Raw genomic sequence first — 26,458 nt, 5'->3', positions numbered from 1 at the left:
CAGTTGCAATCATCTTGACCCTGGCCGACGGATCGGTCAATAGGTGCGCACTCCAGATAGAAGATCCAGCCTGTCGAAACATTTCGCAACAAGCTTCCGAATCGCCGACAGCCACTTCTACTGTCCAGGTAGGCGCTCGGGACCGGTGACCAGCCGTCCTGGTCCCGAGTTGCCTCACCATTGACGACGGAGGGTGAGAGATGGCGCTCACTGAGGCACAGGCCAAGGTCTTGGCTGCGCTGGCAGGGCTGAAACCGACTGAGGCGCTTACCGTTCGGCGACTGTGTTCCGAAACCTGTCTGTCCGCGTCAACAGTTCGCGCCGCGCTAGGGGTGCACTCGTATGCCGGGTGGGTGCTCGGTTCGGCGCGAACACCAGCCGACTGGCGAATCACCGCCGAGGGACGTGCGCTCCTTGCGACACCGGCATACCGCGACTACTTGAATCACCCGAGCTATTGGGTGAACGGCGACGGTCGATGAGAGCGCGGCCGACGGCCATCGGTTACCTGCGTCGTGAGGTGTCCGGCATTTCTCAGGTATGGGATGAGACCCAGATACGCAGTCGCGCAAAGCGACTCGGATATGACCTCGCCAAGACCGTGGTCTTCGGCGACGCGACCGACCATCCGATGAGTCGGCTGCTGACCGTGGTTCGGCAGATGGATGTCGAGGCGGTGATCGTGCCCAGCGCGGAGCACCTCGGCGGGACGGTGCCCGACGAGTTGGTGAAGGTATGCGATGTGATCACGGTGACGCCTGAAAACACTTACGCGCGTTGGGCGATCCCGTCTCCCTCGCTGCCTGTGGATGGCATGTGAACAGCCGATGCCCGAGCCGATGAGAGGAAATCTCAGGGTGCCGAACCTTGACGTGAGCAAGTCCCGGGAATTGCGGGACAAGATCCAACCGATCTACGAGGAAACAGCAGCCTTGCTCGGTGCCGAGCATCCGGCGGCGGTGTCGCTGCAACAGGCGGCAACCCAACTCGCCGCCGCCGCGCCCGGTCCCCGGCGCTATGGCGACGATGGAACGGAACACCCAACTAGATGAGAACGACAGCGGACGAGGGCGTGCGAATCGTAATCGTCGAGTAACCGAGACCGCCCTGGGCGGTACCCGAAGGTAAGAGCCCCGCACCTCGAAAAGATGGAGGTGCGGGGTTCTTCTGCGGCTGTGTGTCAGCTTCGAGGAAATCCGAGGTCGGATTCCCCGAGGAACGTGTACTCGCCTTCGTCGGCTTCGAGCAGACGACCGGCGAATGTCATCGCCTCGATAAGGGCCTGTACCGCATCCACACCGAAGATAGCCCGTGTCAACGGCTCCGCCTCCATGCCTTCGATCCGAACGGGGCATGAGTAAGAACCGCCATCGGACGGCTGCGGCTTCCCGAACGTGACGACCACTGGATCGTCGCCCTTGCGGAGTTCGCGGGTCGCGATCGGTTCCCCAAGCTCCCAGGTCATTGCCATGGCCGCATCCTATCCAGCCGCGCCGAGAACAGCAGGCGTGTCTGGTCCGTAGTTCTCCGGCCGCACGGGATCTGACACACACCCGCACGGCGGCGGGACCTTTCCGGAGAGACAGTCCGCATACCACTGGTTCGCAGCTTGCATGCAGACGGCCGACCTGCGCTTATTGCATTCCGGCACAAGGTAGTTGTAGTAGTGGGCATCGCAGGCGGCCTTGTCTACGCCGTTGACCTGCACGACACCCTTCGTGCAATGCGGCACCGCTAGCGGTGCCGCAGGCGCGCTCGGAGTGGCGAGCAGACCGGCCGATAGGCCGATACCGAGAATGACTAAGAACCGGGTCGCTAGGTTTCGCATGATTCCCCCTCACGAGTCGAGAATTACTGTTACGCAACGTTTTCCCATTCCGACTGGCTGACCGACCGGCGCTGATCAGTACTCCCCTGATTCGTGGGACTTCATCCTGCCCGTGTCCTCGCATTCGATCTGCTCGCGGATTCCCCTGACGGACCGGTTCTTCGGAATCTGTTCCGGCCACACGATCACTCCGACCGTGACCGCCAGCGGTAGTCCGATCGCGACAATCCAGCCGAGCTCGATCACGGCAGATCTTGGAGCAGTCGCAGCACCGTGGCGCACGTCTTGGCGTCGGCAGGTTCGACGGGGCTGACGTGGTGATCCACGACGGCAGCAACCGGAACCCGTTGCGGTAGCACATGATCGGCTGGAGTCCGCAACTCCAGGTACACCCCCGGATCGTCGGTCTCGTCACCGTAGTCGGCGACCTCCAACACCCCGCCTGGGAACACGAACAGTCGTGTGCGCCTATCCATCTCGACTCCTGTAGTCCGGTGTTGGTAGGCACCCCGCGACCGGTATGGCGTCACATGTCACGGGGGCCAGCTCAGACGCTAGGAGGCCCATACCCGTAGCCGCTAGTAATTTGACGAAACTTGACAAAAGTCCGATTTATAGGCGAAATAGTCAGTCGAAATGGGGCACAATTGCCTATGGGGGTGTCACACACGGTCACACTCCTAGACGGGAGCCAAGATCATGCGCTTAGAGTTCCTGGGCAGCGGCGGGTCAGGACAAGGCCATTGCCCGACGTTGTACTCCACCGACCAAGACAGCTACCTCGTCCAGGGGTGGCAAACTGACCACCCCGGCACTATCGAGATTCCACACTTGCTACTCGGATTCGCTGAGCCGGATACGTTCGTCGGGGCGAATATGACCGACACCGGCCGGGGAACATTCACCCTCGCTGGCCGACCGATTACGGATGCTGAGACGCTGGACCAACTCGACCTAGCCGAGGATGAAACGGCTATCGAGGTGCCGAGGCGAGAAAGGAAGTTCTACGGTGCGGCTGCTGCAAGGCGAAGCGTTCTGGGATCTATTTCGACAAGCTGAGCGCTCAGCGTTCCACCTCGAAACCAAGGACGCCTACGACGTTGACGACGAGAATCCGCCGCTCGACCGGTTCCTTGCCGGACACAGAGACGACGACTACGCATGGTTTCAGCCGTGGCTGAACCTGATGCGGGACGCCGCGAACCGGGGCATCGCAGTCTCGCGGGTACGAGTGGTCACGGTGCCGCTGCCGGACTATCACCGTTGGTTGTTGTCGATCACACCTGAGAACGCCGACGCCGGGGAGGACATCCGTTATGTCCCAAGGCATCTCGCTGGAGAACTTCCGGCAGATGACTGGTGGCTGTACGACGATTCGCTAGTCGCCTTCAACGTCGTTGACACCAACGGCTCCGGGGTCGGGGGCGTCACGACCGACGACCCCCACATAGTCGCCTACTGCCGCAGCATCCGAGAACGACTGTGGAAGCTGGCTAGGCCCTACGCCGAGTTCGCGCATGCCACGCTGTGACCAACTCGGTTCATGAACAGCGGGAAGCGCTCGGCAAGCGCCTCCGCGAGATCAGGAAGGACGCCGGACTCACCGGACGCCAGCTCGCCGCTATGGCGGGCTGGCACGAGTCGCTTGTGTCCAAGATCGAAACCGGCCACCGAACCCCCACCGAGGCGCAACTACGCGCCTACTGTGCCCACACGGACACAAAGGGCCAGTTGTCCGACCTCGTTGCGACCGTCCGCAACATCGAATCGGCGTACCTCGAATACAAGCGCCTGCTACATACTGGCACCAAACGCCGACAACAACAGTCGGTGACGCTCGCCGAACAGACCAAGCTCATGCGAATCTACGAACCCGTGCTGATCCCTGGGATGGTCCAGACCGCCGAGTACGCCGAGGCGGTACTCCGCCGAGTCACCGAGTTTTACCGGATACCCAACGACGTAGACCAAGGCGTATCGAAACGGCTTGAGCAGCAAAAGGTGCTGTATCACGGTGATCATCGGTTTCATATCCTGATCGCCGAACAGTCGTTGTCTACGGCCGTGGGGAACGCTGAGGTCATGGCCGGTCAACTAGACCGTCTCCTAGCCGTTATGGGGCTACCGCGGATGCTGTTCGGCGTGGTGCCCTCGGATGCCGAATGGCTCACTCCTGCAACCAACTTCGTCATGTTCGATGAACGTATGGTGATGGTTGAAGCGATCACAGCAGAGCTGACGATCACTCAGCCCCGAGAGATTGCGTTGTACGCCCGCGCGTTCGAAACGCTTGCAGGGCAGGCTGTGACCGGCAAGGATGCTCGGGCGTTGGTCGGGACCGCGCTCAGCCGCTGGCGTAGCATGCCCTAGATTTCGCTCGGTTGTCCGGCTCTTTGAATCCCGCTGCGGATGCCATCGCAACAAAGGCCGACAAACCACAATGCGAAAGCCGTTGCCTGGCTGGGCAACGGCTATCACTCGTTTGCGGATCAGGCCGTGGTCGAGACCCGGTTGAACATGCGTCCGGCCATATCCGCGCCCACGATGCGGCCGCTCTCGTCGCGGGTGAAGAAGCCGCGCTGGCCTTGCAAACCACCGCTGGTGACGACGTATTCGTCGCGGTCGCCGGGCAGCAGGCCGCGACCGGCGGCCGGAAGGTCCGGGGGCAGTTCGATTTCCGAGGCCGCGCGGACCTCCGGCTTGATCCCGCAGGCGACCGTCAGCCCGGTCTCATCGGTGCCGATGGTGAGTGTCATGGCGTCGATTTCGTAGTCGCCGATGATCTCCTCGGCCCGCGCCGGATCGAAGGGGAGCGGTTCGGGATCCTGATCGATCAGCCCGAGGTAGTGCTCCAGCGCCCACCGCACCACGGCCTGGTTGAACTGGATGCCGTCGTCCGGGCCCGCGTTGGACATAACGGTGATGGCGAAATTCCGCTCCGGCACCGTGACGAGTTCGGCGAATTGGCCGTTCGACGAGCCGCCGTGGCCGACGATTCGCGCACCGTCAACATCGCGCAGGAACCAGCAGATGCCGAAGGCGTCGCCGAGCGAGCTGCCCTGCAACTCGACGGTCTGCTCCTTCATCCGTGCCAGCACCTCGGCGGGCACTACCCGTTCACCGCTTTCGGCCCGGCCGTCGCCGAGTTGAAAACGCGCCCAACGCAATTGGTCGGCCACCGAGGATACGATGCCGCCACCCGGATTGTTGGCCCGCGTATCCTTCCACTCGCGTACGACTGTCAGCGCACCGTCCGCACCGCGATTGTGTCCGACCGCGAAGCGCCGAGTCATGATCTCGCTCAACAGGTAACGGCTGTGCGACAGCCCGATCGGGTCTAGCAGCAACTGCGCGACCGCCTTCTCGAAGGTCAGCCCGGTCACCTTCTCGATGACCCGCCCGAGCAGGTTGTACCCCGCCTGCGAATAGGATGCGCGAGCACCGACCGGTCCGATCTGATCCAACTCGTCCAGTCGCGCCACATACTCGGCCAGCGCGTCGTCCCCGTCTCCGGTCTCGACAATCAGCCGAATCCCCAGCCCCGCAGTGTGATTGAGCAGATTCAAAACCGTCATCTCCGCCGCGGCCGCCGCGTCGCGGAGTACCAACTCCGGCACATACCGCCGCACCGGCGCATCCAACTCGACCTTGCCCTCCGCGACCAGCCGCATCACCGCCGTTGCGGTGAACGTCTTACTCACCGACCCCAACCCGAACATCGTGTCCCGATCCACCGGCACCGGATTCTCGATACTCGTCACCCCATGCGCGGCAAAAACCTCCCGCCCATCAACCCAAACCCCCACCGCTGCCCCCGGCACCCCGAACTTCGCTGCTATCCTCGCAACGAATTCCCCCAGCTCAACGTCAGTCATCGTCCAACCCTTTCGGTCCTGTCCGCCACTCCGGGGAAGTCCCCCGTGCGGCCTGCCAGAACCATGCCCACCCCCACTGACACGCCGCTGACACGGCGCGCAGAGCCCTCGGTGCGGACGAAACCTACGAACGCACACACCGGGTGGCGGCCGGAGACTCCGCCACCCTGCGCAGTCCCTTCGAATTCACCGTGGATCCGGCATCACTGATGCCCTGAGCCGGACTTATCACGGGCAGGTACGTGGGCGAGTAGTTCATCGACCGACCATTGGTCATCGGCGTGCACCCCGAGTTTGCCAGCGATAACGCGTCCGTCGGGGGCGATGAGGAAGTCGCCGGGGAGGCCGAGGCGGCCGCCTGCGGGTTCCGCTGGGGGAGCGGGCTTTTCCTTGCGGAGGACGGCCATCGTCGTTGTGGTGACGCCGCGGATTATGGTGGGCCACGCGCGAGGGTCGAGGAGGGCGCGGCGTTTGGCTTCGATGCCGAATTCGCGGTAGAGGGTTCGGGTCGGGTCGGCGATCAGGTCGAAGGGGAGGTCGCCTTCGTATTTGCGCAATTCGGCTGCGCTGGAATGGAATACGACGACCTCGCGGATATCGGCGGCGAGGATTTCGGCGTGCCGCACCGCGAACGAGCGCAGGTGCAGGTTGCAGATCGGGCAGCCGGCGAAGCGGCGGAACTGGAGGTGGATCAGGCAATCCTGGTCCGGAATCCGAATTGTGCTGTCGGCGATGGTGACCAGTTCTCGGGTGGGCACCGTGGTCGGCAATGGCATGGTAACTCCCTTCGTAGGTGTACGACGTACGCCTACGTCAAGTATGCGCGTACCTTGTACGCTGTCAACCCGTGCCCCGCCCTCGCTCGCTGACCAGCCCCGCCATCGCGGCCGCCGCCGTCGCGGTGCTCGACCGCGACGGACTTTCCGGCCTCACCATGCGCGCGGTCGCGAAGGAACTCCGCATCGCCACCATGGGCCTCTACCGCTACGTCGCCGACCGCGACGAACTCGAGGTGCTGGTCGTCGACCATCTCCTGGCCGATATCGACCTCACACCACCGACCGACCCGGACTGGCGCGACCGCATCGCGGCCCTGCTCGACCGCATGCGCACGACGGCATCCACCCACCCGGCCACGATCCCGCTGGTCGTGCGCCACCGTCAGTCCGCCCCCAACAGCCTGCGCTGGATCGAGGCGATGCTGACCGTCCTCACCGATGCGGGCTTCACCGGCATCGGCCGAGTCCTGGCCCAACGCACCCTGATGGCCTTCCTGCTCGGCCACCTCCAGAACGAGCACTACGGCCCACTCTCCGGTGCGGGCACCGCCGCGATGACCCGACTCGCCCCGGCCGACTACCCGGTACTGGTCGAAACCGCCACCGACGCCCGAAATGTCGATGTCGAGACGGAATTCCGCCTCGGCATCGAAATCGTCCTGCGCGGCCTGGCCCCGTGACTAATCGGTAAGCCCCGGGATCGCCATGGTCTCACCCATGATGCGATGACCCGCATCGTTCAAGTGCAGCCCGTCGCCGCTGTCCAGATCGGGACGGATGAAGTCGGGGTTATCGGGATCTTCGACGGCAGCCGCCACGTCGAACACGGCATCGAAAATGGTTGCGGTGCGCAGCCATTCATTGACCTCACGGCGAACCACTCGGCCCTCGGCGACATTGAGGTCCGGATAGATGACGCCGGCGAAGGGGCCAATGGTGTTGGCGTACACCGCAAGTCCCGCCGCCCGCGCCCGTCCGGCCAATTCTGTGAAACCCGCAATGAGCGCCTCGGCAGACGATGTGCTGTTGTCGAGGATCAGATCGTTGATACCGAAGTTCAGGACGACATGTGTCACGCCGGGAACTGCGAGCACATCGCGGTCGAAACGGGCCAGACCGTGTTCGCCGATCTGGTCGGTCAGCAAGCGGGTCCCGCCGATGCCCTGATTGAGAACCCAACCGCTGGTGAGACGTTCGTTGAGGACGTCGACGGAGCGATGGTTCGCGCCGGGTGTGGACCCGACGCCTTCGAACCAGGAGTCGCCGAACGCGACAACGATCGGGCCATTCGTCGAGGTGAGCACGTCGACGCCGGTCACATAGAAGCGCGAGGTCGTCTCCTCGGCTTCGGATAGCGCGAGTGCGGCGACCTGGTCGCCGGCGGCCACGAAACCGGATTCCATCGGCAGATGCGAAAAGGGTGCCAGGCCAGTCTCTTCCGGCAGGTAGGTACTCAGCACCAGATCCGTACCCGCCGTGGTCGCGAAATCGACCGGATCGCTGACGATATCGGCACCCGCCGGAATGGTCACTGAGACCTTGCCGTCGAAACGCAGCTCGGTATCGGTCTCCGCGACGATCTCCGCCCCGGACTTGCGCACCGCGATCCGTGCCGCGCCGATGGTCACCGGCGTCGCACCATAGCGGTTCGTCAGTCGCACTCGCAGCTGCTCGCCGCCTCCGACCAGGTGCAACACCTGACGCACCGTCTCATCGGCGAAGCCGCGCGGCTCGGCCAAACGGATCCGCTCGGTGGGGTCGACCAGCGTGGAACGGAAGCCCGCGACCCAGCGCGAAGAGGTAGTCATCGGAATCTCCATTTAGTTGCGGTGAGGAATATTGCGATGACAACAATCTAGCGCATATGTTCCGCATGTCAACTATCCCCATCGCAACTATCTCGGCTAAGCTCGCTCCTGTGGACGCAGAACTCTTCGACGATCCCAGGCTCACCACCATGGGCCTGCTCTACGAGGCGTACGACGGCCTGACCCGAAAACTGGAACCGACCTGGAAGAAACACGGTCTTTCCGGCCTCGATGTCAACGCACTGATGCGCCTGAGCCGCTCACCGGAGCGTCGCCTGCGCATGACCGATCTCGCCGCCCAGACCAACCTGTCCACCAGCGGCGTCACCCGACTGGTCGACCGCCTGCAGCGCAACGGTTTCGTGCGCCGCGAACTCGACCCGGTCGATCGCCGCAGCTCATACGCGGTCCTCACCGCCGCCGGTGCGACCCGCTTGGCCCGCGTACTCCCCGACTACCTCGACGTCATCGAACGCTGGTTCACCGGCCTCCTGTCCCCAGGCCAGCTCGATGCCTTTGTCGCCGGTCTGCGCACCATTCGCGATCAGGTGAGTCCGGAAGCCACTATGCGCGAAGCCGACTAGAACAGAATCCGTCCCGCCATCACCGTTGTCATGGTGGCCGAACTCGCCGCGCCAGGGGTGGTTGTCGAGATCGAGGCCGTCGCCGCCACCAGCGCGGTACCGGCTTTCGGGCCGGATCCAGCGGTTGCGCACGCCCTGGAGCAGGCTTTCTCGCGCTGAAGGCGGGCGAGTATCGGGTCAATCCTCTTGGGTGAGTCTGGTGTTGAGTTCGAGGGCTTCGGACAGTTGGTCTTCCAGGATGATGATCCGGCACGCCGCCTCGAGGGGTGTGCCGTGGTCGACCAGTTCGCGGGCCCGTGCGGCGATGCGCAGCTGGTAGCGGGAGTAGCGGCGGTGCCCGCCGGCGGAGCGTTGCGGGACGATCAGTTTCGCCTCGTCCAGGCTGCGCAGGAACGCCTGGGTGGTCCCGAGCAGGTCCGCGGCCCGGCCCATCGTGTAGGCGGGGTAGTCGTCATCGTCGAACTTCTCGTTCGCGGTTGGGGATTCAGAAATCGTGCGGCCTCCATACGCCGAAGTGCCCCGGTGCCGTGCGGCACCGGGGCACTGAAAGGGGGGAATTACTTTCGTCTTCCGACATGTAACCGAAACGTCGGCGATCACCCGAACCACAAGCGTTCCCGGGTGACCCGACGGGCAACTTCTCCCTTCTTCTCACGGGGTTACTTTCATCTTTCCGTTCAACTTCAACTTCCCGGCGGGCGACGGGACCCTTGTAATTGCTGGTCCTGCGGCCGCGCCCGCCGTCTTACCTATCACGGGCAGTTCATCATCTCCCGTGCTGTCTGGATATTTCCTTCGCTTCCGACATCACAGAAGTTACCGCGTACTGCAGCGAATGTCTAGTGTTGTCACTACAGAATTTTTGTGTCGGCCACTCCATCATCCCCCGGATCGGCTGTGGCACCACGACACCAGGGACCTGACCCCGCCTGCCGTACCGTCTCGGCATTCTCGGGCGGTCGGTGGCCGTTTGGTGACACGATCCTTACCGGCTCTAGTCGATCGCGGCGGTAAGGCGATTGGTGAGTTCGCGGATGTGGGCAATCAGTTCGGGGGGTTCGTGGATTCGACAGTCGAAGCCGAAAGTCGCTATGTAGACCGCGAGTTCGTCCAGGGAGTTGGAGCCGGTGCGGAGTAGGCAGGTCCGGTCGTCGATGGCCTCGATGACGCCCACGGTCGGGGCAATGCGTTCTGCGGCGACCTGGGCGGGTACGTGCAGGGTGACGCGGGCGACATAGCGGTAGGGGGAAGTCGTCGTGCCACTGGTGATGTAGTGGGCGAGGTCGGTTTCGGGTGGCTCGCGCGAGGTGAAGCGGGGGCCGGTGGGAATCCGGGGGTGCAGGCGGTCGACGCGATAGGTACGCCAGTCCGCGCGGTCGACATCCCAGCCGATGAGATACCAGTGCCGACCGGTGTGCACCAGGCGATGCGGTTCGGTGGTGCGCAATGATGTTGTGCCGCTATGGGTTCGGTAGTCGAAGCGCAGACGGTGACTATCGCGGATGGCACCTGCGATTGCGGTCAGCACGTCGGGATCGACGGTGGGACCCGCGGAAGGCACTGTGACGGTGACCGATTGGAGCAGGCTGACTCGATGCCGCAGCCTCGACGGCAGTACCTGCTCGAGCTTGGTGAGCGCGCGCAACGAACTGTCCGCGATGCCCGCGATGGTGCCGCCCGCCGCGGTGCGCAGCCCGACGGCAACGGCCACCGCCTCATCGTCGTCGAGCAGTAGCGGCGGCAGTTTCGCACCCGCCCCGAGGCGGTACCCCGCCACACCGGGGGTCGCGTCCACCGGATAGCCGAGATTGCGCAACTTATCGATATCGCGGCGCACCGTGCGCACATCGACCTCGAGGCGTTCGGCGAGTTCGGTGCCGGTCCAGTCGCGGGGCGTCTGCAATAGCGACAGCAATCGCAGCAGGCGCGCGGAGGTTTCCAACATGGCTGAAGTCTGCCGCAAACCTAGGGCCGAGGCTGTCCTAGGTGACTCATAGTGTGGTTCTCATGAGCACAGAAATCACCCCGTTCCGCATCGAAATCCCCCAGCAGAAGCTCGATGACCTGCGCAATCGTCTCGACAATGCGCGCTGGCCCGCACCGCTGCCCGGCGACGGCTGGGACACCGGCGTGCCGACCACCTGGCTGCGCGAACTGGTCGACTACTGGCGCACCGGCTACGACTGGCGCGCCGCCGAGGCCCAGCTCAACACCTATCCGCAATTCACCACCGAGATCGACGGACAGCTCATCCACTTCCTGCACGTCCGTTCGCCCGAGCCCGATGCCATGCCGCTGTTGATGACGCACGGCTGGCCCGGTTCGGTCGTCGAATTCCTCGATGTGATCGGACCGCTCACCGACCCGCGCGCCCACGGCGGCGATCCCGCCGACGCCTTCCACCTGGTCATTCCATCGCTGCCGGGTATCGGATTCTCGGGGCCGGTCGCCGAGAGCGGCTGGACGATCGAACACATCGGCGCGGCGTGGGCGGAGCTGATGCGCAGGCTCGGCTACGAACGCTACGCCACACAGGGCGGCGATGTCGGCGCCTCGGTGAGCCCGCAGGTCGGGCGAGTCGCACCGGACCATGTTGTCGGCGTGCACGTCAACGGTCCCGGACCGATCAAGACGCAGCAACTCGACGAGGAAGAGTTGGCGAGTCTGACCGATCTCGAACGCGACCGGATCCGGCGCATCGAGGCATTCATGCGCGAGGAGTACGGCTATATCGCGATTCAGTCGACCCGCCCGCAGACCTTGGCGTACGGGCTGGTGGACTCACCGGTCGGCCAACTCGCCTGGATCATGGACAAGTTCCGGGAATGGACCTATCCGCGAAATGTCGACCCGGACAAGATCATCGACCGGGATCGGCTGCTGACCAATGTGATGCTGTACTGGCTCACCGGCACCGCGGGCTCGGCTGCCTACGTCGTCTATGCACAGGCAGGCACCTGGGGCGCGCCCAAGCCGAACTCCGGTGTGCCGACCGCCGGCCTGGTTCTGGCCCATGACGTCGCCATTCGCCGTTACACCGAAGCCGAGAGCACCATCACCCGCTGGAACGATGTGGATCATGGCGGGCATTTCGCGGCGCTGGAGGAACCGGTATTGCTGACGAACGATATTCGCGAGTTCTTCCGCGACCTGCGCTGAAAACTTGGGCCTGTTCCGGCATGTCGCGGCCGGAGCAGGCCCACAATCAATGGCAGCACGACGGTGGCAATGCAGAGGTGAGCGCCATGAGTGAGCCGAGACGGATTACTCAGCAACATCGGGAAGACTTCTGGCGGAGCTGCGGCTGGTCACCGGGTCTGCCGGAGGCCGAACGACGCCATATCGAGGAACTCTGGGATGATGAGTCCATCGATATGGCCGAGCTCTTCGGCTGGTAATGCGTGATCAGGCGGTGAGTTCACCGGCCTGCCGCCAGGAGTCGCGTTCGGCGGCAAAGGCTTCGGCCTGTACCGCGCGGAATTCATCGATGGATTCGGCATTGTCGGCCAGGAACTTGCGATAGTCGGCGAGCGCGAACTCACCGTCCTCGGCCCGCACCTGGACCTTGTCCGCCGCGAAATCGGCACGCAGGTCGAGGAGTTCATCGGCCTCGACCGGATACCAGTGGATCCGGTCGAAATAGCGCAGCAGCCAGGGGGATTCGTCGCTCACGACACCGGGGTGACGGTGGTTCCAGACTTGGGTTGTGCGGCCAACGAATTGGTAGCCGCCGGGTCCTTCCATCCCGTAGATGCACAGGTACGCGCCGCCGATGCCGACGGCATTCTCGGGGGTCCAGGTGCGGGCCGGGTTGTACTTCGTGGTGACGAGCCGGTGGCGTGGATCGGTCGGGGTGGCGACCGGTGCGCCGAGATAGACGTCACCGAGACCGAGGACCAGATATTCGGCCCCGAAGACGGTGTCGTAGACGTCCTGTACCGACGCCAATCCGTTCATGCGCCGGATGAATTCGATATTCCACGGGCACCAGGGTGCGTCCGCGCGCACACCGTGCATATAGCGGGTGATCGCCTCCCGCGTGGACGGATCGTCCCAGGACAGCGGCAGGTGCACGGTGCGGCTCGGCACCACGAGCTGGTCGGAAGCGGGGATGTGCTGTTCGGCCTCGGTGAGCAGATCGAGCAGCGCGGAGACCGGCATGACCGCCGGATCGACTCGGATCTGCAGCGAACGGACACCCGGCGTCAGCTCCGTCACGCCGCGCACACCGACCCCGAGCAGGTGCTGGTGCAAGGCGTGCACGCGGGCGCGTAGCCCGAGATCCAATGTCATGGCACCGTATTCGACGAGTACGCCGTCATCTCCCTGACGGCGGTAGGTCACTCCTATCTCGTCGTCGACATCGGTGCGGCGCAGTACACCGTCATCGCCGTCGCCGCCGGGGGAGAGCACCGTGGGCCATGCGGCGCGCCGGGCCGGACCGAGTTCGCGAACCGAGGCGGCGCGATCGCTGCGGATCGGGACGAAGCGCACGGCATCGCCAGGGGCGAGCTGACCGAGTTTCCATCGGTCGGCGGCGACCACTGTCACCGGGCAGACGAAGCCGCCGAGGCTGGGTCCGTCGGGGCCGAGCAGGATCGGCGTATCGCCGGTGAAGTCCAGCGCCCCAACCGAATACGGGGTGTCGTGGATATTGGACGGGTGCAGTCCGGCTTCGCCGCCATCGGTCCTGGCCCAATCGGGTTTCGGGCCGATCAATCGGACGCCGGTGCGATCGGAATTGAAATGCACCTCGTAGTCGGTGCCGACGATCGTGTCGAAATCATTGCGGGTGAAGAACTCCGGTGCGCCGTGCGGACCTTCGGTGACGGCCAATTCCCACCGCCGGGACAGGACCGGCTGCTCTTCCATCGGCACTGCGGCCGCCACCCGGCCCTGATGCACGCCGAGCGGCAGCATTTCACCGATACGCAACGCAGTACCCGCGCTGCCGCCGAACTTTCCGAGCGTGAATGTGGCTGCGCTGCCCAGATATTCGGGCAGTCCGATACCACCCGCGATCAGCACATAGCAGCGCATGCCCGGTCCGCTTATCGCACCGATATCGAGAATTCCATCCGCTGGGACCAGCACCGTTCGCCACTGCTGGACGCGCGTCCCGTTCACCGTGACATCGGTCGGTGCACCGGTGACACACACCCAGGTCGGCGCGGAAAACTTCAGCGCGGGACCGCCGAGTGTGCACTCGAGGCCCGCCGCGCCCTCCGGATTGCCGAGCACACGGTTGCCGAGCCGGAACGAAAGATCGTCCATCGGCCCCGAAGGCGGGACGCCGACGTGCCAATATCCGATCCGCCCCGGCCAATCCTGCACCGTGGTGAGCATTCCCGGCCGTACCACCTGCGCCGACCGCTCTGGACCGACGGCGCGCGTACCGTCGATCGGCATCGCACCCTCGGTGGGGCCCGCAACTTCGCTCTGCGCGACAACCGCTAGGTCGGCGACGGTCATCGGGTCACCACCATCCGCACGGGCGTGGGATCGAAGCCGTTGCAGGGGTTATTGATCTGCGGGCAATTCGACACCAGCACCAACGTGTCGATCTCGGCGCGCAGCGTGACTTTCTTTCCCGGAGCCGACAATCCGTCGACAATGCCGAGGGTGCCATCGGCCTCGACCGGGACATTCATGAACCAGTTGATATTCGACACCAGATCACGTTTGCCCAGTCCCCATTTCAGTGCCTCGGTGAGAAAGTTTTCCACACAGGCGTGCTGGTGGCGGGTGTGATGGCCGTAGCGCAGCGTATTGGACTCCTGGGAGCACGCGCCCGCGATGGTGTCGTGGTTGCCGACCTCGTCGGCGAGCACGGTCATGAGTGCGGTGCCCGCATCGGTGCGCAGCACGCTGCCCATGCCGAGGAAGATATTGCGCTGTGCGGTAATGGTGGCCTGTGCGCTGTAGCGGGCGGTGTGGTCGGCCGCCGAGTACAGCAGGCAGTCCACCGCCTGATTTCCGTACAGGTCGATGATTTCGAGCTGGTCGCCCGCGCGGACCACGGTCGACCACGGCGCGCAGGGGGGCACGGTTTCGTCGAGCACAATGGTGCGGGTCGGTGCCGAGATCATGCTCCTACCTCCAGAGTCGCGGCCGTCCAGGCCTGTTCGGTGTTCTCCACGGCCCGCAGATACTCCGGATCGGAATTGTGCTGCACGGCAAGCTCTTCCGGTGCGGACCAGGCAACGATGTCGAGATCTGTCGCGGCCCGGTCGTCGAGCGGGTGTGCGGTGTCGGCGACGAGCAGCACCACCGGCAGGTGGATGAGCAGGTCGACCGAGGAGCCCGCAACCGCACTACCGGTAGCAGTCAGCGCACCATTGGATTCGACACGAACACCGCGGAAGAAGGACACGGTCGGCCCGATATCCTGTGGCTCGAGTCCCTGCTTCGCGCCCGCGAGCCGAAGCAGCGCACGGCCTTCGGGCGTCGGGCCGCACAAGGTGTCGTGCCGACCTGACGTGTCGGCGACCACGGTGGCCAGCACCCGACCCTGATCCGAGAGCAGTGGATGTCCGGCACCCAGATACGCCTGCCACGGCACCTTCACGGTATCGGCGACATTGAGCCGCTCCCACGGTGCGTCGGCTCGCAGCAGTAACACGTGCGCACATGCGGCACCGGCGGGATCGCGCAAGCGCAGCCTGGTCCCGCGACCGAGTACGACATTCGCGTAGCCACCGGCTGGAATGCGTTGTGCGAAGGTGATCTTCGCTGCTGGGACGTCATCCGGTAGTTCAGGTCCGGCAATGGATGCGACGGCTGCTTGCGACCTCGCATGTGCGCGCGCTCCGGTAGTGGAAGCTGTGCTGGTCATCGTTGTCCCTAAGGTCGTAGTCGTCCGGGGTGGTGCCCTGGACGCCCAGGGCGGTGGGGTAGCTGATCGTTGGTTGCAGTTGATGCGCCAACGGATGTGGATCGGCATCAGGTGTGCCACATGGGCGACTGGTACGGCGGCGGTGGGCGTCAGCACCCACCGCCGCGCGCAGGGTCAGGCGAGCTGGGCGGCGGGTTCGAGACCTTCGGTGCTCGGCCCCGCATTGACGATCCGATGCACGACAACTCCGACGGCGACCACGATCAACACGAAAAGCGGTGCGGCCCAGAGCATCCACCAGCTGCCGCCATTCGGCGTATAGACCTCGGCACGCGGCCAGGCCAGGTTCACCGCCATCGCGATACCCCAGACGACGGCGAGCGCGTTGATCGGAATTCCGAAGCGGCCCAGGCTGAACAACCCGGCAGCACCGCTTTCCCAGCCCCTGATCCGCCGCATCAGCAGCGGCACGGTGACCAGCAAATACGCCAGATAGAGCGTCACGATGCAAACACTGGCCAGGGTGGCGAAGATCGCCGCATTGCCGAGATTGAGCACGAGCAGACCGATACCGAGCACACCGATGATAACCGCGGGCAGCGCGGGTGTGCCGAAGCGTGGATGCACTACAGCGAGGCGACGGGCGAAGGGCAACTTGCCATCTCGTGCCATCGAGAACATCAGCCGCGAGCCTGCGGTCTGAATTGCCAAGGTGCACACCGTAATCGCCACTGCGACACATCCGAGCAGCACCTTGCCCGCCGGGCTGTCCAGCTTCGAGGTGAGCACATAGGCCAGGCCCTCGGTGCCCAACGAACCGTCATCCAGACTGGGCGCTGCCATCAATGCACCGAGCAGCAGCAGTCCACCGCCGAGTGCGGAGACCGAGAGCGCGGTCAGAATGGTGCGCGGCGCGACTTGCCGAGGATTCTTGGTTTCCTCGGAAAGCTCTCCGGCGGAATCGAATCCGACCATCACATAGGCGGCCATCAGACCGGAGACGAGGAACGCCGCCCAATACGACCCGGGTGCGGCCTGATCGGTTTGCAGCACCACACCCGGCCCGCGCTCGGTGTGGGTGAAGAACAGCGCGATGATCGCCAGTACACCGATGATCTCCACGGTGACGCCGATCGAATTGATCCGCGCCATCAGATCGATGCCGATCACGTTGATCACCGTGGTGAGCACCAGCAGGATGCTGCCGAGCAGTACCGCATTGGTGGCGCCGGAGGTCGAGGTGAGCGCGGTGTCGTCGCCGACGATCTGGAATCCGCTCCAGATCGATGGCAGCACCACCTGTAGCGCGATCGCCGCAGCGGCGGCCGTGACGATCTGCGCGATCACCATCATCCACCCGGCGAACCAGCCGACGACCTCGCCGCCGAGCCGACGCGACCACTGGTAGATACAGCCCGAAATCGGGTAGCGCGCAGCCAGTTCGGCGAAGTTCAGCGCGACGAGGAACTGTCCGGCGAACACGATCGGCCAGGTCCAGAAGAATGCGGCACCACCGAACGAATAGCCGAAGCCGAAGAACTGGAAGATCGTGGTGAGGATCGAGACGAAGGAGAATCCGGCCGCGAATGAGGCATAGCGGCCGAGTTTGCGGTGTAGCACCGGCTGATAGCCGAAGCCGGCCAGGTCGGCATTGTCCTGGTCGGCGGGCGGTGGGAGGACGGGGGCGGGGGAATCGACTTTGGTGGCCATGGGGGTTCCTTCGCGAGCGGCCAATACCTATCGCATGACAGTTTTGCGCTCGCGATCGCGCTTTCGGTGTCCCTCGTGTATCGCTTCCGGGAACGCCGGTAACTTCTGCGTTGCCTGGATTTCTATCGGGTGACAGAAATCTCACAACTCGGCGATCGCGCTGGAAACATCAGACCGGTCTGATCGCTATGGCGGCGGTCGGCCGGATCGGACGCGGTGTCAGAATGGCGTCGTGGCAAATCTCGGTCCCGGCCGTCCCCGTCTCGACCAGCGCCCCCGGCGCGGTCGGACGCCACGCGCCGAGATCCTCGACGCCGCCGGAGAACTGTTCACCACCAATGGTTACGCCAATACCTCCACGCGGACGGTCGCGGATGCGGTCGGTATCCGGCAGGCCTCGCTCTACCACCACTTCGCGTCCAAAGACGACATCCTCGACGCACTGCTCGCCGAAACCATCGCAGGCCCCTTGGATCTCGCCGAACGCATACGTGAGGTGCCGGAGCCTGCGCACACCCGGTTGTACGCGCTGGCCTGGTTCGACGTGCGCCAGCTGTGCGCGTCGCACTGGAATCTCGGTGCGCTCTACCTACTTCCGGAATTACGCACCGAGCGCTTCGCCGCCTTTCGATTGCGCCGCGACGAATTGCGCAGGCACTACGAAACTTTGGCCGCGGCGGTCGCTGCCGAGGCAGGTGTGCCTGGGGCCGAGGCCCTGCCGTTCCGGCTCGTGGAGACGGTGATCAACATCCGCTCCGACGAGGGCAGCGCACCCGCCCACGCCGAACGCACCATTCCCGACGCGATCATGCGCATGCTCGGCTGGCGTGGCGATCCGGATGGCCTCCGCGCCGATGCCGCCGAACTCCTCCAGCGTTTGGCCTGAACCGCATGCACGTCACGACTTTCCGTCGACGGCCACCCATTCCATCCCCAGCCATAGGCCAGGTCGACGCTCTGGTCGAGGAAGATCGACGGATCGGTCGGCCGCGGCAGGAATACCACCCCCTATAGCCACCCCCGCAATCGTTTTGGGCGACCCTAGCCTTTACCGCGTGTGGCTTTGAATTCGAAACCCCAGTTGTACATGCGCGCGATTTCGCGCACACCGCCGCCCGGATGCCCCGAGGGCGGCCGGATGAAGGTGCCGTCGCGACGAACGATCAACTCGCCGTTGACATTCTCGATATGGGCGAGGATCACATCGCGCGAGTTGTCCTGGCAGCCGCTGATGATCATTTCGATCGGCGGCGAGTTCAGCGGATACAGCGTGGCGGTGGACTGCACGCCCTGGAAGTTGTTCGCACCCTCGTAGATCGAGGCGAAGACCAGAATCCGGCGGAACTGCGCGGTGTAGTCGAGATTGATATCGAGATTCTCACCGGTTGTGCTGCTGCCGGTCCGGTCGTCCTGGTCGAGCCGGATGAACGGCGGGCGATCCAGCGCGCCGAACGAACGGTCCAGGGCGCGAACGGATCCGATCCGGCCGTCGGCCAGTTCGAAGAAGCAGCAGAGATCGAGGTCGAGGGCGTTGGCGCGCTTGCGGCCGAACAGACCACCGCCGCCGGTCTGCGCGGTGACCCAATTCAGATTGACCCGCATGGTGCCCGAGGTCGCACCGTGCTTGGTCAGCGAGACCGTCGGCGCGTCCTTCGTCAGCGAAACCTTGCTGAGATCGACCGGCGCGCCGGAAGCGGCAGCAGGTGGGGCGAATTGGTTGGACGCGGTCGGCGGCGCATAAGGCTGCGATGGCTGGTTCGGCGGCGCATAAGGCTGCTGTTGCTGGTCAGCCGGCGCATAGGGCTGCGGCGTTTGGTTCGGTGGAAAAGGGTTCTGCGCGTAGGACTGTGGCGTCGGGCTCGCCGGATACGGCTGCGCCGGATTCGGCGGATATCCGGGCGGTGCCGCGGGCGGATACTGCGGAGATGTCGCGGACTGCTGCTGCGCGGGCGGCGGCGTGTACTGCTGCGGCGTGGGCGGCGCCCCGAACTGTTGCGACGTGGGAGGCGGCGTGTGCTGCTGCGGCGTGGGCGGCGCCCCGAACTGTTGCGACGTGGGAGGCGGCGTGAACTGCTGCGGCGTGGGCAGCCCCCCGAACTGCTGCGACGCGGGCGTCGGCGTCGGGTGCTGTGGCGCGGGCGGTGTGTACTGCTGCTGCGGCGTATGTGGCTGCGCGGGCGGCGGCGTGTACTGCTGCTGCGCGGTGGACGGTGGCGTGTACGACTGCGTCGGCGGCGGCGTGTAAGCCGGTTGCGCATGCGGCTGCACCGCAGGCGTCTGCCCAGCCCCCGGATCATCAACCGAAATCCCGAAATCGGTAGCCAGCCCGGCCAACCCGGTCGCATACCCCTGACCAACCGCCCGGAACTTCCACGCCCCTTGCCGTCGATACAACTCCCCGAGCACGAACGCCGTCTCGGTACTCGCCCCCGTACTGTCGAACCGCGCCGCCTCCGCGCCGCTCACCGCATCGAGCACCCGCACATAAAGCCCTTGGAACTGCCCGAATGTGCCACCATCCGCGGATGCCGCGATCACAATCGTGTCGATCTGCGATTCGACCTGCGCCAGATTCACCGACAACGTGTCGATGACCGTCGGTCCCGGTCGCTTCCCTTCGTGCCGCACCGCGCCGGACGGATGATTCGGCTGGTTGTAGAAGACGAAGTCGTTATCCGACCGCACCTTCCCGGAGACGAGTAACAGCGCGGACGCATCCGCATCCGGAACCCCTGGACCTGACTGCCACCCCAGCTCGACGCGGACTGAAGACATCGGCACCGCAACATTGGCGCCCTTCATCATCGACACATCTGCCAAGGTATACGACCTGGGTGCGCCCTGTCTCGGTCACTGCGGGCACCCGGCTATCAGCGGGTGGGCGGCGCGATCTGCCAATGTTGGTGCAGCGCACCGGCGATCTCCGGCAGCACCGTGACCGGTACGCGCTTGCGCCGCAACATGGCCCGAATCTCATTGACCTGCTCGCGTTTGCGCATGTCGTACGCCCCGGCGACGGGCCGCCGCACCGGCGGGATGGACAGCAGCACCAGTTCGCCGTGCCGCTCGTCGCCGCCGATCAGATCCAGTGCCAGCGACCAGCGGGCCCGCTCGTCGAGTGCGAACCGTCCGGCCACCACCCGCTCCCAGTCGATACTGGATTCCCGCCACGGCGTGCGCTGGTAGATCGCCCCTTCGGTGAGCACGACGACATCGCGCCCGAACAGCGCGACCAGCAGCGCGATTCCGGCGACCGCACCGGCCAGCAGACCGGTGAAGATCCGGTTGACCCCGAATCCGGTCACGATCGCACTACAGACCAGCACGGTGGCCACGATCCCGAGTATCCCGTACAGCATTGCCCGCCCGGTCGGAACCACACCCGCGCGCACCATCGTCATCTCGACCTCCTGCATACCGCACCCCAACCTAGTCGGTCGGTTTACGGCCGGCTTCCCGATGCGGGCGGGTCCCAGATATCAGGACGCCAGTGCGACGGCCGCCTCGCCGGTGTAGACGAGGAACTGCAGACTCTGCTGGAAGTAGAGCTGCACCGATTGCGCGTCATGGGTCTGATAGCCGATGGACAAGTCCTGGCCCAGTTGCAGATCGAAATCGCCGCCGCGCGTGGTCAGTACGAACGCACCGTCGATGGCCGGGGCCCAGATGATCTCGCCCTCCGGGATGAGGCGTTCGATATGGGTGCGGATCGGGTGACCGTGATCGGAGGTCTCGCTGACCGCCGTGTACAGGTCCGCGCTCAACAGCACCGAATACGGACCGTCGACGCCCGCCAAACGCAGTGCGCTCAGCGCCTGCGCGACGGACTCCGGCACCAGTCGCGGATCGCCGGGCAGCGTAATCGGCGAATTGGACGAACTCGCCCGAATACCGGTGATATTCGCGGCCTGATAGCCCTCGAAAATGGCTCGGTCCTCGGCGAACGCGATCTTGCGCGCGGCCTCTTTCACCGCATCAAGATCGGTGTCCTGCGCACCGCGCTCGACATCGTCGAGCTCCTCGCGCGACAACGTGAACGGCACCCGCAATTCGACCAGCGGCGCGACCACTCGCTGCCGAGCCTGCACCCCCTCATCCGGTGCGGTGATGACGGTGGTGCGGCCGAGGCCGACCGCGGAGTAGTCGGTGCCGTGCGGCCCGGACAGGTCGACCACCCGGCGACCGGCGATATGACGCTTGAAGGTGCGCGTCGCCTCTTGCTCGATGGCTGTCCATGCCTCGGCGGTGATCGGCGCGAGTTCGCGATGGAGGTTGTTCATGATTGCATGCTCCTTTTCAACGTGCCGATACCCAGAGAACCGTTATTGCCAACACGATTCGGCGATAAAGATTCCGCGAGCGCTGTCGTGGCGACCTCGGGTGCGTCGGGGAGGTCATCGAAGAAGTCGAGGGGCGGTGCGAAGAACAGCGTGCCGGTCACCGCGATGGAGAAGTCCAGGATCCGGTCATAGGCCGCCTCCTCGGTTCCGATGAACATTCGGGTGAGCATGGTTTCGGTGATGCTCGGCGTGGCCGCGTAGGCGACGTAATAGGTGCCGAATTCGCCGTCCTTGACGCTGCCGAAGGGCATATTGGCGCGCAGGATCTTTCGCTCGGTGCCGTCGTCGTCGGTGACGGTGTTCACCGCGACATGCGAATTCGCGGGCTTGTCCGCATCGGAGAGCTCGAAATCGTCGAGTTTGGTGCGTCCGATCACCCGCTCCTGCTCCTCGATCGACAGTGCCCGCCACTCGGCCATGGGGTGCAGGTACTTCTGCACGATGACGTAACTGCCGCCCGAGAAGTCCGGATCCTCATCGCCGACGAAGGCCGCGCTGAAGGCCGCTGAGCCCTCCGGATTCTCCGTGCCGTCCACGAATCCGAGCAGATCGCGCTGCTCGAAATACCGGAACCCGACGGTCTGATCGACGATGGTGACCGCACCGTCGAGCCGGTCACCGATCGTCATCGCCAATTCGAAGCAGGCGTCCTGGAATTCGGATTTGATGTGGAAGAGCAGATCGCCCGGCGTGGTCGGCGCGCTGTGGTGCTCGCCGACGAATTCGGGCAGCACATGCAGTTCGGCCGGTCGTGGGCCCGCGAAGAGGCGATCCCACGCCTCGGACCCGATCGATGCGACGCAGGTGAGCCCGGCGCCGGGCAGCCGGAAGCCGACCGAACGACGTAACCCGGGGAGATCGGCGAGCAGGTCGCGCACCGCCGCTTCGCCACCCTCGTCGATTGTGGCGACGAGGAAGATGGCGGCCGGTGTGAGCGGTTCGAGGATCGGCTGCGGCTCACCCATGCGCTCCACCCTAGAGGGCGGCTCCGACAAACCGGCCACGCGGTGCGGCCCCGTCAGCTCCTACTTGGCCACTGTCAGCAGGAATGCGACATCGTCCACGGCCTTGACGCTGTGCCGTGCCTTGGGCACGACCAGCAGGTCGCCGGCCGACCCCTTCCATTCGTTGGTGCCGCTGATCAAGGTCAGTGTGCCGCTGAGCACCAGCAGCGTGGACTCGCCTGCATTATCGTGTTCGGCCAGGCTCTGGCCCGCCGACAGACCGACCACGGTCTGCCGCAGCGCATTGGCATGACCGCCGTAGATGGTTTGCGAACTGCGCCCGCTCGTGGCGGTGCTGGCCAACTTGAGCTGTTGGCGCGCGACCGCAGTCAGCGATTTCTTGTCCATGGACCACCTTCCGCAGATGCAATCAGCCAGATCAGGGCTGGTGACACGGGCTGATATCCAGGAGTATGCCCGAACGGCGGGTGACGTGTGTCCGGTTTGGTCGCCGTGGCGGTATGCGGCGTGTTCGCTGCCGATCGGTGCTCGAAAGTCGAATTACTTGCGGGTGTAGCGTCGAATCCGGAAGCGCAGGCCGGTCTTCGATGCGTGCCACGGGTCCGTGTCGTCGGCGTGCCATTCGGGGCCGATGGCCGGTGCGTAGGCGTCGCCATCGACGGTGGTGTCCACCTCGGTGACGAGCAGGTCGGTCGCGAAATCCATGGCGGCTCGGTAGATTTCGCCGCCGCCGATGATCCAGACGTCCTCCGGCGCGGTCACGGCCATCGCTTCGGACAGCGATCCGGCGCGTTCGGCACCCGCGCCCGACCAGTCCGGCTGCCGGGTCACCACGATATTGCGGCGACCGTCGAGCGGGCGGAAGCGAGGCGGCAGGGAATCCCAGGTGCGCCGGCCCATGATGACCGGATGACCCATGGTGACGGCCTTGAAATTCGCCATATCCTCGGGCACGCGCCAGGGGATGGTGTTCTCGAAGCCGATCACCCCGTCCGGAGTCTGCGCCCAGATCAGACCGATGGTGCGTTCGCGCCCTCCCGTCGCCCGACCACCACCCCTCACCGAATCGCTACGCGATGCCGCATTCATACCGCAACCGGCGCCTTGATCGCCGGATGGTGTTGGTAGCCGACCACTTCCACATCTTCGTAGACGTAATCGAACAGCGTGGGCGCGGGCCGCAGGTTCAACGTGGGGAACGGGTAGGGCTCCCTGGTCAGCTGCTCGGTGACCTGCTCGACATGGTTGTCGTAGATATGGCAGTCGCCGCCGGTCCAGATGAATTCACCGGGTTCCAGCTCGGTCTGCTGCGCGACCATGTGCGTGAGCAGGGCATAGCTGGCGATATTGAACGGCACGCCGAGGAAAAGGTCCGCGCTGCGCTGGTAGAGCTGACACGACAGCTTGCCGTCGGCCACATAGAACTGGAAGAACGCGTGGCACGGCGCCAATGCCATCTTGTCGAGGTCGGCCACATTCCAGGCCGAGACGATGATGCGCCGGGAATCCGGATTGGTGCGCAGGGTGTGCAGTACTTCGGCGATCTGGTCGATATGGGTGCCGTTGGGGGTGGGCCATGATCGCCACTGCACGCCGTAGACCGGGCCGAGTTCGCCGTGGCGATCCGCCCACTCGTCCCAGATGGAGACGCCGTGTTCGTGCAGCCAGGCCACATTGGAATCGCCGCGCAGGAACCACAGCAATTCGTAGACGATCGACTTCAGATGCACCTTTTTGGTGGTGATCAGCGGAAAGCCCGCGGCGAGGTCGTAGCGCAGCTGATGGCCGAAGACGCTGCGGGTGCCGGTGCCGGTGCGATCTGCCTTCGCGGTGCCGGACTCCAGGACCAAGCGCAGCAGGTCCTCGTACTGGGTATCAGCATTGTTGGCCACGCCTGGCGAGCTTACCCATGTCGTGCCTGGCAAGCTCGAGCCATGCGCAAGCTCTACGTGATCGGCATCGGTGCCGGGGATCCGGACCAGGTGACGGTCCAGGCGATCAAGGCGATGCGGCAGGTCGAAGTGTTCTTCGTGATCGGCAAGGGGGCCGAGAAACAGGAACTGGTCGACGTGCGCACGTCGATCCTCACCGAACACCTCGATCACCCGTATCGCATCGTGGAGGTCGGCGATCCGCCGCGCGACCGGGATCCCGCCGACTATCAGGGCGTTGTCGAGGATTGGCACGATCGCCGTTCGGCGCTGCTGGAGCATGAGTTCGCGCAGGTCGACGGTGTCGGCGGCATCCTCGTCTGGGGCGATCCCTCGCTCTACGACAGCACGCTGCGCATGATCGAGCGGGTGCTCGCTCGCGGTGCCGACAGCTTCGATTACGAGGTGATTCCTGGCGTCACCAGCGTGCAGGCATTGGCCGCTCGGCATCGGATGGTGCTGCATCGCATCGGCGAGCCGGTGCACATCACCACCGGGCGTCGGTTGCGCGAGGACGGACTCAGCGGCTCGACCCTGGTGATGCTGGATGGTGACTGTTCGTTCACGGAGGTGCCCGGCGATGACGTGCACATCTGGTGGGGCGCGTATCTGGGGATGCCCGACGAAACGTTGATCGAAGGACCGCTGCGTGCGGTCGAGCAGGAGATCGTCGAGCGGCGCACTCGGTTGCGTGCCGAAAAGGGTTGGATCATGGACGTCTACCTCCTGCGTCCTGGCTCCTGATGCGAGACGGCCTTCACGGTGGCGAGGACGGGTGTGGTCTCCAAGGTGTGAATGGCCTCGAATGCGCCGAGGCGCAGGGTGAGGTAGTGGTGTAAAGCCTCGGGGTCCGAGCACATGGCTTGGGCGACAAGGTTTGTCGCGCCGGTGGTGGCGGCGACAAAGCCAGTTCTTCGTGCTCGGCGAGCGCGGTCGCGACGCGGTCGAGCTGGGATGGTGCCACCGACATCCACAGCAGCGCTTGGGTGGTGGCGCCGAAGCGCGTGTCGTCGAGTTCGACATCGAAGAAGATCGCCTGTGCCGCTTGTAGTTCCGTGAGCCGTCGCGTGACGGTGGCCTGGGACCAGCCGGTCGCCGTGGCGAGTTGGGACAAGGTAGCTCGGCCGTCTTGTTGCAGGGCGTTCAGTAGCGCGGCATCGGTGTCTGCGAGGCCACGCCGGGGTGTGGACCCGGATCGGTTCGGCTCCAGTTGTTTTCGTTGTTGTTCGCTCAGTGCGGTGATGTGGCCGCGCCATGCGGTCGGTCCGCCGAGATAGGTGTGCAGAACGTAGTGCGCGGAGACGGCGGTGATGCCCGCGGCACGGGGGAGGTCCCGCAGCAGTATCGAGCGGGAAGCGTCGCCGCGCGGAATATTCACTACCAGAAGGATTTCCGTGCCGCCGGAGATGAGTTTGACCCATGACGTGTCGGGGCGGCGAGCCAGCGAGTTCGCGAGGTTCTGGCCGCCGGCCGTCGTGGTGGTGAGGCGCACCAGCCACTGGGTATGTGCGGCGTGGCTCGGATCTGCGAGGCCGACCACGCGCAGCCCGGCGGTGGCGCGTAAGCGTTGGTAGCGGCGGGTGACGGTCTGGGTGGAGACGTCCAGGACCGCCGCGATCTTGCTGAACGATGCGCGGCCATCGATGTGCAGGGCGTGGATCAGGCCGCGGTCTACGTCATCGAGCATGGAAATATCTTTCATATTTGGACTTGATATGGAAAGTATCCGCTGATCTTCGTCGGTTGATGGTGTATTTCGGCGCTTCTGCCCAAGGTGGACTTTGCCTCGGGCTGCTCGGCCCG

At 64.7% G+C, this 26,458-nt stretch carries 32 protein-coding genes; 12 read left to right on the top strand and 20 right to left on the bottom strand.

Features of this window, described 5'->3' with window-relative positions:
• Window positions 1-200 precede the first annotated feature (200 nt).
• The 3 genes from ACFYOW_RS30480 to ACFYOW_RS30470 are packed head-to-tail and all read left to right on the top strand — an operon-like array spanning window position 201 to window position 1,052.
• Window positions 201-482, top strand: coding sequence for a hypothetical protein (locus tag ACFYOW_RS30480; protein ID WP_387293514.1), 282 nt, complete (start codon window positions 201-203; stop codon window positions 480-482).
• Entirely contained in the window at window positions 479-820 is a 342-nt protein-coding gene (locus ACFYOW_RS30475; protein ID WP_387293513.1) for a hypothetical protein, read from the top strand. Before ACFYOW_RS30480 ends, ACFYOW_RS30475 begins: the two co-directional genes overlap by 4 nt.
• A gap of 37 nt (window positions 821-857) precedes the next feature.
• Window positions 858-1,052, top strand: a complete 195-nt coding sequence (locus ACFYOW_RS30470) for a hypothetical protein (protein WP_387293512.1) — start codon at window positions 858-860, stop codon at window positions 1,050-1,052.
• Between the two features lie 128 nt (window positions 1,053-1,180).
• Here the strand turns inward: ACFYOW_RS30470 and ACFYOW_RS30465 are convergent, their stop codons facing one another.
• From ACFYOW_RS30465 to ACFYOW_RS30455, 3 genes are all read right to left on the bottom strand, one after another.
• On the bottom strand, window positions 1,181-1,471 hold the full coding sequence (locus ACFYOW_RS30465) for a DUF6968 family protein (RefSeq protein WP_387293511.1): 291 nt from the start codon (window positions 1,469-1,471) through the stop codon (window positions 1,181-1,183).
• A gap of 432 nt (window positions 1,472-1,903) precedes the next feature.
• Complete coding sequence (locus tag ACFYOW_RS30460) at window positions 1,904-2,074, bottom strand: hypothetical protein (RefSeq protein ID WP_387293510.1); 171 nt, start codon at window positions 2,072-2,074, stop codon at window positions 1,904-1,906.
• Window positions 2,071-2,304 (bottom strand): hypothetical protein, encoded by a 234-nt coding sequence (locus ACFYOW_RS30455; protein WP_387293509.1) that lies wholly within the window; start codon window positions 2,302-2,304, stop codon window positions 2,071-2,073. Before ACFYOW_RS30455 ends, ACFYOW_RS30460 begins: the two co-directional genes overlap by 4 nt.
• A gap of 533 nt (window positions 2,305-2,837) precedes the next feature.
• On the opposite strand from ACFYOW_RS30455, the gene ACFYOW_RS30450 reads away from it, so the two are divergent.
• Both ACFYOW_RS30450 and ACFYOW_RS30445 read left to right on the top strand, forming a co-directional pair.
• Complete coding sequence (locus ACFYOW_RS30450; protein ID WP_387293508.1) at window positions 2,838-3,359, top strand: DUF6879 family protein; 522 nt, start codon at window positions 2,838-2,840, stop codon at window positions 3,357-3,359.
• Complete coding sequence (locus ACFYOW_RS30445; protein ID WP_387293507.1) at window positions 3,356-4,198, top strand: helix-turn-helix domain-containing protein; 843 nt, start codon at window positions 3,356-3,358, stop codon at window positions 4,196-4,198. Before ACFYOW_RS30450 ends, ACFYOW_RS30445 begins: the two co-directional genes overlap by 4 nt.
• A gap of 119 nt (window positions 4,199-4,317) precedes the next feature.
• Here the strand turns inward: ACFYOW_RS30445 and ACFYOW_RS30440 are convergent, their stop codons facing one another.
• A complete protein-coding gene (locus ACFYOW_RS30440) occupies window positions 4,318-5,703 on the bottom strand; it encodes a serine hydrolase domain-containing protein (protein ID WP_387293506.1) in 1,386 nt (461 codons plus the stop codon).
• Window positions 5,704-5,906: 203 nt separating this feature from the next.
• Complete coding sequence (locus tag ACFYOW_RS30435) at window positions 5,907-6,479, bottom strand: peroxiredoxin-like family protein (RefSeq protein WP_387293505.1); 573 nt, start codon at window positions 6,477-6,479, stop codon at window positions 5,907-5,909.
• A 71-nt stretch (window positions 6,480-6,550) separates the two neighbouring features.
• Between ACFYOW_RS30435 and ACFYOW_RS30430 the strand changes: the two genes are divergently transcribed.
• Window positions 6,551-7,162 (top strand): TetR/AcrR family transcriptional regulator, encoded by a 612-nt coding sequence (locus ACFYOW_RS30430; RefSeq protein WP_387293504.1) that lies wholly within the window; start codon window positions 6,551-6,553, stop codon window positions 7,160-7,162.
• On the opposite strand, the gene ACFYOW_RS30425 is transcribed toward ACFYOW_RS30430, so the two are convergent.
• Window positions 7,163-8,290 (bottom strand): GDSL-type esterase/lipase family protein, encoded by a 1,128-nt coding sequence (locus ACFYOW_RS30425; protein WP_387293503.1) that lies wholly within the window; start codon window positions 8,288-8,290, stop codon window positions 7,163-7,165. It lies immediately after the preceding gene.
• A gap of 110 nt (window positions 8,291-8,400) precedes the next feature.
• Here ACFYOW_RS30425 and ACFYOW_RS30420 point away from each other — a divergent pair, with 110 nt between their 5' ends.
• Together ACFYOW_RS30420 and ACFYOW_RS30415 are read left to right on the top strand one after the other, a co-directional pair.
• A complete protein-coding gene (locus ACFYOW_RS30420) occupies window positions 8,401-8,874 on the top strand; it encodes a MarR family winged helix-turn-helix transcriptional regulator (protein ID WP_387293502.1) in 474 nt (157 codons plus the stop codon).
• A 30-nt stretch (window positions 8,875-8,904) separates the two neighbouring features.
• Window positions 8,905-9,033, top strand: a complete 129-nt coding sequence (locus ACFYOW_RS30415) for a hypothetical protein (RefSeq protein ID WP_387293501.1) — start codon at window positions 8,905-8,907, stop codon at window positions 9,031-9,033.
• An 18-nt stretch (window positions 9,034-9,051) separates the two neighbouring features.
• Here ACFYOW_RS30415 and ACFYOW_RS30410 read toward each other — a convergent pair whose 3' ends face one another.
• Both ACFYOW_RS30410 and ACFYOW_RS30405 read right to left on the bottom strand, forming a co-directional pair.
• Entirely contained in the window at window positions 9,052-9,366 is a 315-nt protein-coding gene (locus ACFYOW_RS30410) for a MerR family transcriptional regulator (RefSeq protein ID WP_387293539.1), read from the bottom strand.
• A 502-nt stretch (window positions 9,367-9,868) separates the two neighbouring features.
• The gene (locus ACFYOW_RS30405; RefSeq protein WP_387293500.1) at window positions 9,869-10,819 is read right to left on the bottom strand and encodes a helix-turn-helix transcriptional regulator; all 951 of its coding nucleotides are present in this window, start codon (window positions 10,817-10,819) and stop codon (window positions 9,869-9,871) included.
• 62 nt (window positions 10,820-10,881) lie between these two features.
• On the opposite strand from ACFYOW_RS30405, the gene ACFYOW_RS30400 reads away from it, so the two are divergent.
• Window positions 10,882-12,033 (top strand): epoxide hydrolase family protein, encoded by a 1,152-nt coding sequence (locus ACFYOW_RS30400; RefSeq protein ID WP_387293499.1) that lies wholly within the window; start codon window positions 10,882-10,884, stop codon window positions 12,031-12,033.
• Between the two features lie 86 nt (window positions 12,034-12,119).
• Window positions 12,120-12,272 carry a hypothetical protein gene (locus tag ACFYOW_RS30395; protein WP_169814426.1) on the top strand — a complete coding sequence of 51 codons (153 nt, stop codon included), beginning with the start codon at window positions 12,120-12,122 and terminating at the stop codon, window positions 12,270-12,272.
• A 7-nt stretch (window positions 12,273-12,279) separates the two neighbouring features.
• Here ACFYOW_RS30395 and ACFYOW_RS30390 read toward each other — a convergent pair whose 3' ends face one another.
• The 4 genes from ACFYOW_RS30390 to ACFYOW_RS30375 all read right to left on the bottom strand — a co-directional run bounded on the left by ACFYOW_RS30390 (window position 12,280) and on the right by ACFYOW_RS30375 (window position 17,419).
• On the bottom strand, window positions 12,280-14,283 hold the full coding sequence (locus tag ACFYOW_RS30390) for a 5-oxoprolinase/urea amidolyase family protein (RefSeq protein WP_387293538.1): 2,004 nt from the start codon (window positions 14,281-14,283) through the stop codon (window positions 12,280-12,282).
• A 59-nt stretch (window positions 14,284-14,342) separates the two neighbouring features.
• Window positions 14,343-14,963: an urea amidolyase associated protein UAAP2 gene (locus ACFYOW_RS30385; RefSeq protein ID WP_387293498.1), complete on the bottom strand. Its 621-nt coding sequence runs from the start codon at window positions 14,961-14,963 to the stop codon at window positions 14,343-14,345.
• Window positions 14,960-15,709: a DUF1989 domain-containing protein gene (locus ACFYOW_RS30380; protein WP_387293497.1), complete on the bottom strand. Its 750-nt coding sequence runs from the start codon at window positions 15,707-15,709 to the stop codon at window positions 14,960-14,962. The genes ACFYOW_RS30385 and ACFYOW_RS30380 overlap by 4 nt, the downstream gene beginning before the upstream one ends.
• A gap of 174 nt (window positions 15,710-15,883) precedes the next feature.
• Complete coding sequence (locus ACFYOW_RS30375; protein WP_387293496.1) at window positions 15,884-17,419, bottom strand: amino acid permease; 1,536 nt, start codon at window positions 17,417-17,419, stop codon at window positions 15,884-15,886.
• 232 nt (window positions 17,420-17,651) lie between these two features.
• Between ACFYOW_RS30375 and ACFYOW_RS30370 the strand changes: the two genes are divergently transcribed.
• Window positions 17,652-18,305 (top strand): TetR/AcrR family transcriptional regulator, encoded by a 654-nt coding sequence (locus ACFYOW_RS30370; protein ID WP_387293495.1) that lies wholly within the window; start codon window positions 17,652-17,654, stop codon window positions 18,303-18,305.
• A 155-nt stretch (window positions 18,306-18,460) separates the two neighbouring features.
• On the opposite strand, the gene ACFYOW_RS30365 is transcribed toward ACFYOW_RS30370, so the two are convergent.
• The 7 genes from ACFYOW_RS30365 to ACFYOW_RS30335 all read right to left on the bottom strand — a co-directional run bounded on the left by ACFYOW_RS30365 (window position 18,461) and on the right by ACFYOW_RS30335 (window position 24,616).
• Window positions 18,461-20,224, bottom strand: coding sequence for a TerD family protein (locus ACFYOW_RS30365; RefSeq protein ID WP_387293537.1), 1,764 nt, complete (start codon window positions 20,222-20,224; stop codon window positions 18,461-18,463).
• Window positions 20,225-20,289: 65 nt separating this feature from the next.
• A complete protein-coding gene (locus ACFYOW_RS30360) occupies window positions 20,290-20,820 on the bottom strand; it encodes a hypothetical protein (RefSeq protein WP_387293494.1) in 531 nt (176 codons plus the stop codon).
• A 78-nt stretch (window positions 20,821-20,898) separates the two neighbouring features.
• The gene (locus ACFYOW_RS30355; protein WP_387293493.1) at window positions 20,899-21,699 is read right to left on the bottom strand and encodes a family 1 encapsulin nanocompartment shell protein; all 801 of its coding nucleotides are present in this window, start codon (window positions 21,697-21,699) and stop codon (window positions 20,899-20,901) included.
• Window positions 21,696-22,724, bottom strand: a complete 1,029-nt coding sequence (locus ACFYOW_RS30350; protein WP_387293492.1) for a Dyp-type peroxidase — start codon at window positions 22,722-22,724, stop codon at window positions 21,696-21,698. Before ACFYOW_RS30350 ends, ACFYOW_RS30355 begins: the two co-directional genes overlap by 4 nt.
• Window positions 22,725-22,784: 60 nt before the next feature.
• A complete protein-coding gene (locus ACFYOW_RS30345; protein WP_040695490.1) occupies window positions 22,785-23,111 on the bottom strand; it encodes a cupin domain-containing protein in 327 nt (108 codons plus the stop codon).
• 153 nt (window positions 23,112-23,264) lie between these two features.
• Window positions 23,265-23,813, bottom strand: coding sequence for a dihydrofolate reductase (locus ACFYOW_RS30340; RefSeq protein ID WP_387293491.1), 549 nt, complete (start codon window positions 23,811-23,813; stop codon window positions 23,265-23,267).
• Window positions 23,810-24,616 (bottom strand): thymidylate synthase, encoded by an 807-nt coding sequence (locus tag ACFYOW_RS30335; protein ID WP_387293490.1) that lies wholly within the window; start codon window positions 24,614-24,616, stop codon window positions 23,810-23,812. The genes ACFYOW_RS30340 and ACFYOW_RS30335 overlap by 4 nt, the downstream gene beginning before the upstream one ends.
• Before the next feature lie 42 nt (window positions 24,617-24,658).
• On the opposite strand from ACFYOW_RS30335, the gene cobF reads away from it, so the two are divergent.
• A complete protein-coding gene (cobF, locus tag ACFYOW_RS30330) occupies window positions 24,659-25,399 on the top strand; it encodes a precorrin-6A synthase (deacetylating) (protein ID WP_387293489.1) in 741 nt (246 codons plus the stop codon).
• Window positions 25,400-25,412: 13 nt separating this feature from the next.
• On the opposite strand, the gene ACFYOW_RS30325 is transcribed toward cobF, so the two are convergent.
• Window positions 25,413-26,357, bottom strand: a complete 945-nt coding sequence (locus tag ACFYOW_RS30325; RefSeq protein ID WP_387293488.1) for an Lrp/AsnC family transcriptional regulator — start codon at window positions 26,355-26,357, stop codon at window positions 25,413-25,415.
• Window positions 26,358-26,458 lie beyond the last annotated feature (101 nt).

Source organism: Nocardia sp. NPDC006982 (genome assembly GCF_042869435.1).
In the GTDB taxonomy this organism is placed as follows: Bacteria; Actinomycetota; Actinomycetes; order Mycobacteriales; family Mycobacteriaceae; genus Nocardia.
The sequence above is the reverse complement of the archived record's forward strand: the minus strand, read 5'-3'. Positions and strand labels throughout refer to the sequence as shown.